This is a genomic window from Mucilaginibacter sp., assembly GCF_039921305.1.
Taxonomy (GTDB): domain Bacteria; phylum Bacteroidota; class Bacteroidia; order Sphingobacteriales; family Sphingobacteriaceae; genus Mucilaginibacter.
In genome coordinates this window covers 22,750-35,023 of the sequence record NZ_JBDSCA010000082.1, presented here as the reverse complement: position 1 = coordinate 35,023, position 12,274 = coordinate 22,750, and the positions used below count along the sequence as shown (strand labels likewise).

Annotated in this window: 12 protein-coding genes; 8 read left to right on the top strand and 4 right to left on the bottom strand. The window is 42.1% G+C overall.

Features of this window, described 5'->3' with window-relative positions; genetic code table 11:
• Window positions 1-31: 31 nt before the first annotated feature.
• From ABIN91_RS24335 to ABIN91_RS24300, 8 genes are all read left to right on the top strand, one after another.
• Window positions 32-259: a four helix bundle protein gene (locus ABIN91_RS24335; protein WP_348054323.1), complete on the top strand. Its 228-nt coding sequence runs from the start codon at window positions 32-34 to the stop codon at window positions 257-259.
• Entirely contained in the window at window positions 226-384 is a 159-nt protein-coding gene (locus ABIN91_RS24330) for a four helix bundle protein (protein WP_348054321.1), read from the top strand. Before ABIN91_RS24335 ends, ABIN91_RS24330 begins: the two co-directional genes overlap by 34 nt.
• A 112-nt stretch (window positions 385-496) precedes the next feature.
• Window positions 497-931, top strand: a complete 435-nt coding sequence (locus ABIN91_RS24325) for a MarR family transcriptional regulator (protein ID WP_348054320.1) — start codon at window positions 497-499, stop codon at window positions 929-931.
• A 68-nt stretch (window positions 932-999) separates the two neighbouring features.
• On the top strand, window positions 1,000-3,405 hold the full coding sequence (locus tag ABIN91_RS24320) for a 3-hydroxyacyl-CoA dehydrogenase NAD-binding domain-containing protein (protein ID WP_348054319.1): 2,406 nt from the start codon (window positions 1,000-1,002) through the stop codon (window positions 3,403-3,405).
• A 103-nt stretch (window positions 3,406-3,508) separates the two neighbouring features.
• A complete protein-coding gene (locus ABIN91_RS24315) occupies window positions 3,509-4,690 on the top strand; it encodes an acetyl-CoA C-acyltransferase (RefSeq protein WP_348054318.1) in 1,182 nt (393 codons plus the stop codon).
• A 29-nt stretch (window positions 4,691-4,719) separates the two neighbouring features.
• On the top strand, window positions 4,720-6,510 hold the full coding sequence (locus ABIN91_RS24310; RefSeq protein ID WP_348054316.1) for an acyl-CoA dehydrogenase family protein: 1,791 nt from the start codon (window positions 4,720-4,722) through the stop codon (window positions 6,508-6,510).
• Between the two features lie 269 nt (window positions 6,511-6,779).
• A complete protein-coding gene (locus tag ABIN91_RS24305) occupies window positions 6,780-7,235 on the top strand; it encodes an FKBP-type peptidyl-prolyl cis-trans isomerase (protein WP_348054315.1) in 456 nt (151 codons plus the stop codon).
• Between the two features lie 4 nt (window positions 7,236-7,239).
• Window positions 7,240-8,262: an FKBP-type peptidyl-prolyl cis-trans isomerase gene (locus ABIN91_RS24300; RefSeq protein WP_348054314.1), complete on the top strand. Its 1,023-nt coding sequence runs from the start codon at window positions 7,240-7,242 to the stop codon at window positions 8,260-8,262.
• Window position 8,263: 1 nt separating this feature from the next.
• Here ABIN91_RS24300 and ABIN91_RS24295 read toward each other — a convergent pair whose 3' ends face one another.
• From ABIN91_RS24295 to ABIN91_RS24280, 4 genes are all read right to left on the bottom strand, one after another.
• Window positions 8,264-9,571: a deoxyribodipyrimidine photo-lyase gene (locus ABIN91_RS24295; protein WP_348054313.1), complete on the bottom strand. Its 1,308-nt coding sequence runs from the start codon at window positions 9,569-9,571 to the stop codon at window positions 8,264-8,266.
• Between the two features lie 122 nt (window positions 9,572-9,693).
• Window positions 9,694-11,133 carry a hypothetical protein gene (locus ABIN91_RS24290; RefSeq protein WP_348054311.1) on the bottom strand — a complete coding sequence of 480 codons (1,440 nt, stop codon included), beginning with the start codon at window positions 11,131-11,133 and terminating at the stop codon, window positions 9,694-9,696.
• A complete protein-coding gene (locus tag ABIN91_RS24285; RefSeq protein ID WP_348054310.1) occupies window positions 11,114-11,692 on the bottom strand; it encodes a hypothetical protein in 579 nt (192 codons plus the stop codon). The genes ABIN91_RS24290 and ABIN91_RS24285 overlap by 20 nt, the downstream gene beginning before the upstream one ends.
• Window positions 11,689-12,249: an RNA polymerase sigma factor gene (locus tag ABIN91_RS24280; RefSeq protein ID WP_348054309.1), complete on the bottom strand. Its 561-nt coding sequence runs from the start codon at window positions 12,247-12,249 to the stop codon at window positions 11,689-11,691. The genes ABIN91_RS24285 and ABIN91_RS24280 overlap by 4 nt, the downstream gene beginning before the upstream one ends.
• Window positions 12,250-12,274 lie beyond the last annotated feature (25 nt).

Genomic DNA, 12,274 nt, shown 5'->3' with positions numbered 1-12,274 from the left:
TCAAGTTTTTAGTAATAGCGTATTTTAATCTATGAGAAACTTTAAAGATTATTTGGTTTGGCAAAAATCTATGGATTTGTCGATATCTATTTATGCTATTACCAATAAGTTTCCAGCCGACGAAAAATTTGGTTTGATATCTCAAATAAGGCGCGCTGCTGTATCCATTCCATCAAATATCGCAGAAGGTGCTGGTGCATCGACGCAAAATATTTTGGTGAATATTTGCAACGTGCGCTGGGTTCGTCTTTGGAATTAGAAACACAAATAATCTTATCTAATAAACTTAACTATATTACGGAGCTTACTACGCCAGAAATTCTTGAACAAATAGTTGAGGTCCAGAAAATGCTCTCCAGTCTGATCAAAAAAGTTAAAGAATAGTATTTGCTTGAAACTTGTCGCTTGCAGCTAAAAGCTCATGAAAAACTTTCTAATCATTATGCTTGCATATTAAAATCTTACTCTATATATTTGTTATGCTTGCATAGTAAATATGAACCAACAAGAAACCATCGATTATTATTTAAAAGTAGTTTGGCAAACGGTAGCTAACCGGTACAACCAGCTGGCATCCGAGTTTGGCATCACCCAATCTATTGGCTATTTGTTAATTAACATTAACGAAAAGGAAGGAACAACGGTGTCGCAGGTAGCTGCGCTGCTTGGTTTAAAATCAACCAGTTTATCGCGGATGCTGAGTAACCTGGAGGCGGATGGCTTAATTTACCGTGAGTCGAACAAAGGCGATAAACGCTCTGTTAAAATACACCTTACTGATCTTGGTCGCGAAAAAAGGCATCTGGCCCGCGTTGTTGTACGCAAGTTTAACGACTACTTAAACGATCATATCAGCGAAAGCGAAAAAGACCAGTTAGCCGAAACATTAAAAAAAATAAATCAACTGACCCTCGATTATAAACCTGAGTAAGCCCTCTTTGCAGATTCTCTCCGCCAGCCAGTGGGAGGATTTGTTTAAGGGCGAAAACATCTATCCAAATGAAGAGATCAATTAAAAAAGTAGCCGTTTTAGGTTCCGGTGTTATGGGTTCGCGGATAGCATGCCACTTTGCCAATATTGGCGTTGAGGTTTTGCTGTTGGATATTGCACCCAAAGAACTAATACCCGACGAACAAGCTAAAGGCCTGGCGCTTGATAACCCCAAAGTTAAAAACCGCATAGTCAACGCGGCTTTAGAAGCGGCGGTAAAATCGAACCCATCGCCTGTATATACCAAAGCTGTAGTGAACCGGATAAGCACCGGGAACTTTGACGATAACATGAAAGATATTGCCGGTTGCGACTGGACGATAGAAGTTGTTGTCGAAAACCTGGATATTAAAAAGAAGGTTTACGATCAGGTTGAAAAATTCCGCAAGCCGGGTACGCTGATTACGTCTAACACATCCGGCATCCCCATTCACTTGATGGCCGAAGGCCGCAGTGATGATTTTAAAGCCAACTTTTGCGGAACGCACTTTTTTAACCCGCCACGTTATTTAAGGTTATTAGAGATCATCCCAACCCCAAGCACCAGCCCAGAGGTTGTTGATTTTGTGATGCATTACGGCGATAAGTTTTTAGGCAAAACCACGGTTTTATGTAAAGATACACCAGCATTCATCGCTAACCGGGTTGGCGTTTACTCCATTATGGCGCTGTTGCATTTGGTGGAGAAAATGGATTTAACGGTAGAAGAGGTTGATAAATTTACCGGTCCGGTTTTGGGCAGGCCAAAATCAGCAACCTTCCGCACCAGCGATGTTGTGGGATTGGATACCATGATCAATGTGGCCAACGGTTTATACAATAACCTTCCGGATGATAAGGCGCACGATTTGTTCGTACTCCCTGAGTACGTGAAGAAGATGGCCGAAAACAAATGGTTGGGCGATAAAACGAAGCAAGGCTTTTACAAAAAAGTTAAAAATGCCGATGGCTCAAGCGAGATTTTAGCTTTAGACCTGAAGACATTAGAATATAAACCGCAGATCAAAGTAAAATCGGCCACGCTGGAGGCAACCAAACCGGTTGAAAACCTGCGTGAGCGGATGAAGGTTTACGCCAAAGGAACTGATAAGGCAGGCGAGTTTTTCCGCACCTCGTTCTATGGTTTGTTTGAATATGTGAGCGACCGGATCCCGGAAATATCCGATGAGCTTTATCGTATTGATGATGCGCTAAGAGCTGGCTTTGGCTGGGAGCTTGGTCCGTTTGAGGTTTGGGACGCTTTAGGTATTAAAGATACCGTTGCCAAAATGAAAGAAAAAGGCAACGAAGCCGCTGCCTGGGTACACGAAATGCTGGATGCCGGTAACCAAACCTTTTACAAGGTAGAGAACGGCGTTAAAATGTATTACGATATCCCGACTAAAAGCTATAAAGCCATCCCGGGAACGGAGCAGTTTATTATATTGGATAACATCCGCGCCAACAAAACCATTTGGAAAAACAGTGGCACAACCATTACCGATTTAGGCGATGGTATATTGAACCTGGAGTTCCACACTAAAATGAATACCATTGGCGGCGAGGTGCTGCAAGGCATTAACAAAGCGATAGACTTAGCCGAAAAAGATTACCGCGGTTTAGTTATCGGTAACGATGGAGCCAACTTTTCGGCAGGGGCCAATGTGGGTATGATATTTATGATGGCCGTTGAGCAGGAATGGGACGAGGTGAATATGGCTATCAAAATGTTCCAGAATACTTCTATGCGTATCCGTTACTCATCCATCCCGGTAGTGGTAGCGCCGCATAACCTAACCTTAGGTGGTGGCTGCGAGTTTTGCTTACATGCCGATCACGTTCAGCTTAACGCCGAAACTTACATGGGTTTGGTTGAGTTTGGCGTAGGATTGATTCCCGGTGGCGGCGGTACCAAAGAGTTTACTTTGAGAACATCCGATGAGTTTAAAGAAGGCCAGATAGAGCAAAACGTTTTAAAAGACCGCTTCCTTACCATTGGTATGGCTAAAGTTTCAACCTCGGCACAAGAAGCTTACGAATTGGGTTACTTGCTGAAAGATAAATACAGCATCAGCATGAACCGTAGCCGTTTAATTGCTGATGCCAAAGAAAAAGCGATCGAATTAGCCGATGCCGGATATACCCAACCAGCGCATCGTAAAGATATTAAGGTATTAGGTAAAGCAGGTTTAGGTATGGTTTACATTGGTGCTAATTCCATGTATTCGGGCCATTACATATCGGAGCACGATAAAAAGATCTCCGAAAAATTAGGCTACGTAATGTGCGGCGGCGACTTATCATCACCAACCTTAGTAACCGAACAATATCTGTTGGATTTGGAACGTGAAGCATTTTTATCGCTTTGTGGTGAAAGGAAGACATTAGAGAGAATACAGAGTATCATAACTAAAGGAAAACCGTTGAGAAATTAACATCACGTCATTGCGAGGTACGAAGCAATCTCTACGTAAGCAGAGCCGCTCTGTATAATTTAGAGATTGCTTCGTACCTCGCAATGACGCCAATAATAAAAAAATGGCACAAGAAGCATATATAATTGCAGGATACCGCACAGCAGTAGGAAAAGCACCGAGAGGTGTGTTTAGATTTACCCGTGCCGATGACTTGGCGGCCGAAGTTATCCGCGCCTTAGTAGCTTCAGTTCCCGGATTGGATAAAGAACGTATCGACGATGTTATCGTTGGTAACGCTACACCCGAAGCTGAACAAGGTTTAAACGTTGCACGTTTGATCTCGTTAATGGGATTAGATACTGATAAGGTTCCGGGAGTAATAATGAACCGCTACTGTGCATCAGGATTAGAAACTATCGCGACAGCTACGGCGAAGATCCGTGCGGGCATGGCAGATTGTATTATTGCCGGTGGCGTTGAAGTAATGTCGACCATTCCAATGGGCGGCTGGAAAATTGTTCCGAACGAAACCGTTGCTACAACGCATCCGGATTGGTATTGGAACATGGGCCTGACTGCCGAAGCGGTTGCTAAAGAATATAATGTTAGTCGCGAAGACCAGGATGAGTTTTCGTACCACTCACACCAGAAGGCCATCAAGGCTATCCAGAATGGGCACATGAAACAAGGTGTATTGCCTATCACCGTTAAGGAAACCTATCTGGATGACAATCTGAAAAAGAAAACCAAAGAATACATAGTTGATACTGATGAAGGGCCACGAGCTGATACCAGCATTGATAAACTGGCCAAACTAAAACCGGTATTCAGTGCCGATGGTGTGGTAACCGCGGGTAACTCATCACAAACATCAGATGGAGCGGCGTTCGTTTTGATCGTATCCGAAAAGATGCTGAAAGAATTGAATGTAAAACCTATAGCCCGTTTGGTAAGCTATGGCGTTGCAGGTGTTCCGCCACGAATTATGGGTATTGGGCCTATTTATGCTATCCCGAAAGCACTTAAACAAGCGGGAATGACCTTAGATCAAATAGACCTGTTTGAATTGAACGAAGCCTTCGCATCACAATCATTAGCGGTAGTTAGGGAGTTAGGCATTGATCAAAGCAAGTTAAATGTAAATGGCGGTGCCATTGCGTTGGGGCATCCGCTTGGTTGTACGGGCGCTAAATTAACGGTTCAATTGATGAACGAATTGAAACGAGTGGATAAGAAATATGGTATCGTTACCATGTGTGTTGGAACGGGACAAGGCGCTGCGGGCGTTTTCGAAATGTTATAAACGGGTTAAGAACAAGAAATATTAAAGTCATGGACACTATAGAAAAAAAGGCAATAAAAGGCGGTGAGTTCATTATTAAAGAAACTGAAGCCGCGGATATTTTTATACCTGAGGAGTTTGACGAGGAATCGCAGATGATCAAAAAAACCTGTGAGGATTTTTTGGCTGCCGAAGTATTCCCTAACCTTGAACGTATTGATGCACAGGAAGAAGGTTTAATGCCAACGCTAATGGATAAAGCTGGCGAATTAGGTTTGCTCAGTGTATCCATCCCCGAAGAATACGGCGGTTTTGGTAAAAACTTCAACACTTCCATGTTGGTTGCTGATGCTGTTGGCGCGGGGTATTCGTTCGCGGTGGCTTTATCTGCTCATACCGGTATCGGTACGTTGCCGATCCTTTATTATGGTAACGAAGCTCAGAAAAACAAATACATCCCTAAATTAGGTACTGGTGAGTGGAAAGCTGCTTATTGTTTAACTGAGCCAAATTCTGGTTCGGATGCTAACTCGGGCCGTACCAAAGCTATATTGAACGAAGCCGGAACGCATTATTTGATCACCGGTCAAAAAATGTGGATCACCAATGGTGGCTTTGCCGATATCTTCGTGGTGTTCGCTAAAATTGATGATGATGCTAATTTGAGCGCGTTCATTGTTGAAAAGGAATTCGGTGGTATCAGCATGAACCCTGAAGAACATAAATTGGGTATCAAAGGCTCGTCAACCCGTCAGGTATTCTTTACCGATTGCCCGGTTCCGGTTGAGAACTTGTTATCAGAGCGCCAGAACGGTTTTAAGATCGCCGTAAACATCCTGAACATTGGCCGTATCAAGTTGGGTGCAGCAGCTATTGGTTCGTCACGTATGGCTATAAATTACGCGGTTAACTATTCTAATGAACGTGTTCAGTTTAAACTGCCGATATCTAAGTTTGGTGCCATCCGTTACAAACTTGCCGAGATGGCAACACGGATTTACGCTACCGAAAGCGCGGCATATCGTGCCGGTCAGAATATTGATGATGCTTACGAAGCATTACACGCCGGTGGCATGGATCTGGCGAAAGCCAAACTAAAATCGGTAGAGCAATTTGCCGTAGAGTGCGCCATACTAAAAGTATGGGGATCTGAAACTTTGGATTATGTGGTTGACGAAGGCTTGCAGGTTTACGGTGGTATGGGTTACAGCGCCGAGGCGCCGATGGAGCGTGCTTACCGCGATAGCCGTATCAACCGGATATTTGAAGGTACCAACGAGATCAACAGGATGCTGATCGTAGATATGTTATTAAAACGCGCCCTAAAAGGCGAGTTGGATTTGATGACACCAGCCATGGCTGTTGCCGGAGAGTTAATGGCTATCCCTGATTTTGGTGCCGAAGATGATTCGCCTTTCGCTTACGAAAAAAGGGTGTTGAAAAATTTAAAGAAAACCGGTTTAATGATAGCCGGTGCCGCGGTACAAAAACTGATGGCTACCTTGGGCAAAGAGCAAGAGATATTGATGAACATTGCCGACATTATTGGTTATGTATATGTAGCCGAATCAACCATACTGCGTACCGAGAAACTGGTGAGCATGCGTGGCGAAGAAGCCTGCAAGGGCCAGCTGGATATGATGCGCATTTATTTGCACGAAGCCGTTGATCATACTTACCTTGCAGGTAAAGAGGCCCTGAACTCTTTTGCCGAAGGTGACGAGTTTACCGCAATGATGATGGGATTAAAACGATTCACCAAAACAGCGCCGTTTAATATTAAGGATGCGCGCCAGCGTGTGGCCAAACAAATTATTGAGGCCAACAAATATTGTTATTAACTGACCATTAATATATAATGCCGAAGCCGCTGCCAAAAGGTGGCGGCTTTTTATGTTAAATGCGTTATAAAACAGGCATTGAACTAAAAGTGATATTTGTGCGTTTATAGGGTTTCAAAGCATGTTTGAGCAATAACAACATATTTTATTTCAACTAAAATGTGTTAAAAAGTGTTAAGGTTCTGTTTTTGAATTTTAAAAGAATAAATTTGCCCTTTATTAGTAAAATGGGCAGAATACTGTTATTGGCATTTGCTGTGTGTATAATAATGAGCGGTTGTGGAAAAGACAATACGCTGGAAGATAACGCACGTGTACAAGCTGCCGCCGATAGCATTATAATACACAAATACCTTACTGATAACAATTTGAATACGGTGGCTAAAGAGATCAGAAAAACAGGGGAGTTTTATATTATCGATACTGTGGGTACCGGTACCGCCTTGTTTACAAACTCAACTTTGGTAACTGTTGGCTTTAAAGGTAGTATACTTGGCCAAAGCAATACATTTATTGATAATATGGCCGGTTTCCATCCATCGTTTACCTTGGGGAATGTTATTCAAGGCTGGCAATTGGGGCTTCCTTTTAATAAAAAGGGCGGCACCATCAGGCTTATCGTTCCATCGGGATATGCTTATGGGCCATATCCGCAATCTGATTATAATTTACCGGCTAACGCCATACTTGATTTTAGAATAAAACTTTACGATATAACCAACTAATTTAATGAAGCGAATTTTATATACCCTGATGGTATTGTGTGCCTTTGGCTTATTATCATGCAGAAAAAGCGGCACTGATATCAGCCTAAAACAGTTTGACGACAATCAGATACAAAACTATATTAAAAGCAATAACCTTACGGAGATGAAACCGTATACCGGCAATGGTGATACTACCGGTATTTATTACCAGGTTATTATCCCCGGTAAAGGTGATTCTATCCTGAACACTACACAAACGGCGTATTTATATACGGCCAAATCATTCGATGGTCAGTTTAACTCCAGCGATACTATATTGAACCATGTTTACAGTTATGCGCCTTATATAGGCCCAACAGGTTTACAAACCGCTATTAAAAATATAGCAAAAACAAGGGGTACTAAAATACGTGTTTTGGTGCCATCAAGAATGGCCTATGGTATTAATGGTACAACAGTAACCCGGTATACATCAAATACAACTACATCCACCACTACAATTCCGGGTAACCAGGGTATTGATTATACTATTACTATTATGGACGAGAAGGGTACCATGGTTGTTACCAACCCTTTAACCAACCAGCCCGAAACTGTTTTAAAGCAAGCGGTTTATGATGAGATCAGTATTAAAAAATACCTTGCCGCGCAAGGCTTTAGCGGTTATACCCGAATTGATACAGGTAAATATAAGGGGCTATATTACAAAATTACCAAGGCCGGTACAGGTACTGATAAAATTGGCATAGGCTCGGTTGTTGGGGTTCAGTATACGGGCTTTTTATTTAACACCGCTATTTTTGATCAGCAGATAATTGAAGGTAATTATGCGGCTTCGTCATTGATACTGTACAAAGATGAGGTTGTTGACGCGATGCTTGGCGCTTTACCTAAGGCTACTGCGGGTGCAGATATTTCTATCATTACACCATCAGCGTTGGCTTATGGTGTGGCCGGAGCTACTAATAGCGCGAGCGGTGGGTTTGGGATACCGGCATTTAGCTGTTTGCGTTTTGATATGAGCATAATAACGGTTGCCAATTAATTTATTTACTTAAAGCCGCTTTAAAAGCTTTAAGGCAACGATCGCGAGCGAAAACGTGATCAACAATGGGTTTTGGATATGTGCTGAAGTCGGCATATTCCGGAACCCATTTTTTTATGTATTCCAATTTGGGATCAAAGCGTTTGAGTTGCAGTTCGGGATTAAATACCCTGAAGTACGGAGCCGCATCATTACCCGATCCGACGGCCCATTGCCAGCCGCCTACGTTGCTTGCCATTTCGTAATCTAATAGCAGGCGGGCAAAGTAATGTTCGCCCCAGCGCCAGTCTATCAATAAATGTTTGCTTAAAAAGCTGGCAACAACCATACGTACACGGTTGTGCATATAGCCTGTGGCATTCAATTCGCGCATGCCGGCATCAACTAAGGGGTAGCCTGTTTTACCTTCGCACCAGGCTTTAAATTCGGTTTCGTTATTGCGCCATTTAATGCGGTCGTAATCTGGCTTAAAGGCATGTGTAGCCATTTGGGGGAAGTGGTATAATATCATGGCGTAGAAGTCACGCCATATCAATTCATTCAGCCATGTTTTTTCGGGGGCCTGGTTGGCATCGCTTGCCAGCTGGCGGATGCTTACTGTGCCGAAACGTAAATGCAGGCCAATGTGCGACGTGCCTTTAACAGCCGGATAGTCACGCTTCCCTGCATAATTATCAATTACATTTTTGTATTCCTTTGGTGGGAAGCTGGTTTTGCTTTTCACAAAGCTCATATCTTTTAATGTTGGGATAGGCAGTGGTTTTATCCCGACAAGGTTTTTTAGGTATTTTGTGGTAGGATATGATTTAAGATAGAAAGCGTTAAGCTTGCCATTCCATTTGCGTTTGTAAGGTGTAAATACGGTATAGGGTTTGCCGTCATCTTTAATAACCTCGTCCATCTCAAAAATAACCTGGTCTTTGTAAGTGTTAAATGAAATGCCTTTTTTATTGAATAGCTTTTTCATTTCACTATCACGCTCAAGAGCATAGGGTTCGTAATCGTGATTGGTATAAACGGATTGTACGTTGTACTCATTTAAAATCTCGTCCCAGGCATGGTAAGGTTTGGCATATTTGACTAAGAGCGATGAGTTGTGGGTTGCTAACTCGCTGTTTAAACCTTGGATGGTTTGGTAGATGAAGGTTACGCGGGCATCATCTTTATCTTCCAGTTTATCCAGTATTTCGGGATCGAAAATAAAGAGGCATAGTACAGGTGTGTTGCCTTTAAGGGCATGATATAAGCCTGCGTTATCATTTAATCTCAAGTCGCGCCGGAACCAAAAAATGCTGATGGGCTGTTTCAATTATATATTTTGTTTACCAACGTGTATTTACGTAAATGGTTTGGCAACGGATCGGTACTGCGCAATAAAAAAAAGCCCCGCTGATGGGCGGAGCTTGTGGGATATTTGATTTGAATAAGGGACTATAGAATTTGTACGCCCTGGTACGAGTTATTAATGGTAACCTTGGTATCGGAGTTGTTTTTGCCTGCGTAGCCGGTATAGGTTTTTGTTGTGGAAAAACGTTTTGAATCTTCGGGTGTTTTGTTGGTTACTTTAACACGGTCGTCGTCATATTTAAGTTCGCCACCCATTCTGATCGCTACAGAGAAATCAAAGTTGTTTTTTGAACTTAAAGTTACCGGCGCGAAAGATGAGTTAACGTTTAATATTTTTACATTTTTATCCAGACCGTTTATCTTTAAACCATCACCGTATCTTACCGATATTTCGCCCGAGCTTTTAATTGTGGATATATCGGCGGAAATACTCACACCTGTAAACTTGAGGTTATTGGCACTGCCTATTTTAACACCACCACCATTACTGTATTGGCAGTTGAGCGTGCTTCCGGTTATTGATTCGATGTTGACATCGCTAAAGCGGGTGGTTATATCGTTTTCGGTATTGGTTAAATCTTTGGCGGTAAAAGTACCGTACTGGGTATTGATCAATAACTTGCCTTTAAAATCGGGCAGGGTTACGGCGCCAAAGCGGTTTTTAATTTCTAACGCGCTTTTTGATGGCATGTATACCGTGTAATTTACCACCGCTTTGTTTACGTAGCTTTTGCCATTGTTACTCCAGCTGCCCCATTGGTGGTTCTGGCTCTCAATTTTGGTGGTGAATGATATTACGCCATTATCTTTATTATCGTTAATGGTAATGCCATCTAATAATTTTTGGGCATCTTCTTCTTCGTTAGCTATACCTTTAATTTCAACATCAACCTTAAACTCGTTTTTATTCCAGGTGTTTACGGTTACTTTACCATAGCTGTTATTGATCTGCAATTTATCACCCGAACTAACCGAATAGCTTTTGCTGAATGTTTTTGTTTTCTCTTTTACTTCGCCGCTTTTAATTTTTTCATCAAGGTTTTTATCCGAAGAGTTATAGGTAAATGTATTGCTGCTATGGCTAAAAGACTTTGCTACACCCTGATACGCTTTGGCGGCGCTTCCGTCATAAGTATAGCCATACCTTTGAACTACTAAAGGTGCTGTAGGCGCTACTTTATATACCCTGGGCGCTACCTTTAAAGCTTTAAGGCTTTTGGTAGTATAAAGTTGTCCATTAATTTTTACTTCTTTCCCGTTACTATCAATAACGATCCCCACTCCATTGGTAGAGGTGCTAAAAAGCTGACCGTTTAATGCTGCGGCCTGCAAATTGTGCCTGGTAAGTACCTTCATGCTATCAAGTTTGGTTTGCATATCTTGTAATTTCTTCTCCATTTGCACCATTTTTTCTTCAAGGGCTTTCTCTTTTGCAGGAGGCACATCCTGACTAAAGGCAATGGTATGTAGGCCCACCACCATAATCAGGGTGTATAGGCTGGTATTAAATATTTTTGATTTCATGATCTTTTTGTTGTTTTTTACTTTGATTAAACTGCTCTATTACATTTAATTGCTGATTAAGCACCTCGGTTTGTATTTGCAAGTTCCGGATCATTGCGCGTAAAACACTTTCCTGGTCGGGGCTGGTTACTAAATCTTTATTTAATTTTTTATAGGTGGAATCCATTTTTGCTAACTCGCCGCTAAACTCTTTGTATAGCTGCGGATCATTTTTTGCCAGTGTTCTTAACTCGGTACGCTTGGTTTCAACCAATGATACGTAGTGGGCCTGTTGTTTGGCATACTCAGGGCTTATGGCGTTTGCTATATCGCGGGTGTTTGTGTGATCGTGCTTTTCGGTTTTGATATAGCATACGAAACCTATAGCCATTACTACTATTATTAAAGCGGCTACACGCATTACAAAACCCAGTGTAAAGGTTTTGGCTTCGCGCTTTGGGAGCTGTACTTCCGTTGCCGGGAGTTTTGCTTCTATCTTAGTCCATAAATCATTTCCGGGTTCCAGATCATCAAACTCGTCGGTATTGTTTTTGATGAAATTTTCTAATCGCTTGCTCATGATGTTATTCCTTTCTGTTTCAAAATTTCAATTAACTTTCTTTTTGCTCTTAAAAACTGAGTGCGAGATGTATTCTCGTTTATACTTAAAACCTGCCCTATCTCCTCATGGTCATACCCTTCTAAAAGGTAAAGCGATAAAACAATGCGGTAACCTTCGGGCAATAGTTTCATGGCTTGTTTAACCTGGTCCACTTTGTATTGCAGTTCGCTATCGTCATCCGGGTCAGCATCGGCCAAGTTCTCTATTTCTTCACCGTTAATGTCAACCAAATCCATTTTGCGTTTGCGCAATTGATTTATGCAGCGGTGTACAACAATTTGCTTTAACCAAAGGCCAAAAGTTGTTTCCTGCCTAAAATCTTTTATCCGTGCAAACGCATCCAGGAATGCTTCCTGCAATACATCTTGGGCCTCATCCAGGTTATTCATCATACGGAAAGCGGTATTTAACATCGCTTTTGAGTATAATTTGTATAACTCGTAATGAGCCTGTTTGCTTCCCTGTTTACATTCAACCACCAGGTTGTAATGTTTGTCTACATAAACGGCTTCCAAATTTTTTATTCAGCTTTCAGGTTAA

Excerpts from the sequence above, each read along its gene's own strand:
- ABIN91_RS24335 (WP_348054323.1), top strand. The coding sequence starts at position 32 with ATGAGAAACTTTAAAGATTATTTGGTTTGGCAAAAATCTATGGATTTG.
- ABIN91_RS24325 (WP_348054320.1), top strand. The coding sequence starts at position 497 with ATGAACCAACAAGAAACCATCGATTATTATTTAAAAGTAGTTTGGCAA.
- ABIN91_RS24320 (WP_348054319.1), top strand. The coding sequence starts at position 1,000 with ATGAAGAGATCAATTAAAAAAGTAGCCGTTTTAGGTTCCGGTGTTATG.
- ABIN91_RS24315 (WP_348054318.1), top strand. The coding sequence starts at position 3,509 with ATGGCACAAGAAGCATATATAATTGCAGGATACCGCACAGCAGTAGGA.
- ABIN91_RS24310 (WP_348054316.1), top strand. The coding sequence starts at position 4,720 with ATGGACACTATAGAAAAAAAGGCAATAAAAGGCGGTGAGTTCATTATT.
- ABIN91_RS24305 (WP_348054315.1), top strand. The coding sequence starts at position 6,780 with ATGAGCGGTTGTGGAAAAGACAATACGCTGGAAGATAACGCACGTGTA.
- ABIN91_RS24300 (WP_348054314.1), top strand. The coding sequence starts at position 7,240 with ATGAAGCGAATTTTATATACCCTGATGGTATTGTGTGCCTTTGGCTTA.
- ABIN91_RS24290 (WP_348054311.1), bottom strand. The coding sequence starts at position 11,133 with ATGAAATCAAAAATATTTAATACCAGCCTATACACCCTGATTATGGTG.
- ABIN91_RS24285 (WP_348054310.1), bottom strand. The coding sequence starts at position 11,692 with ATGAGCAAGCGATTAGAAAATTTCATCAAAAACAATACCGACGAGTTT.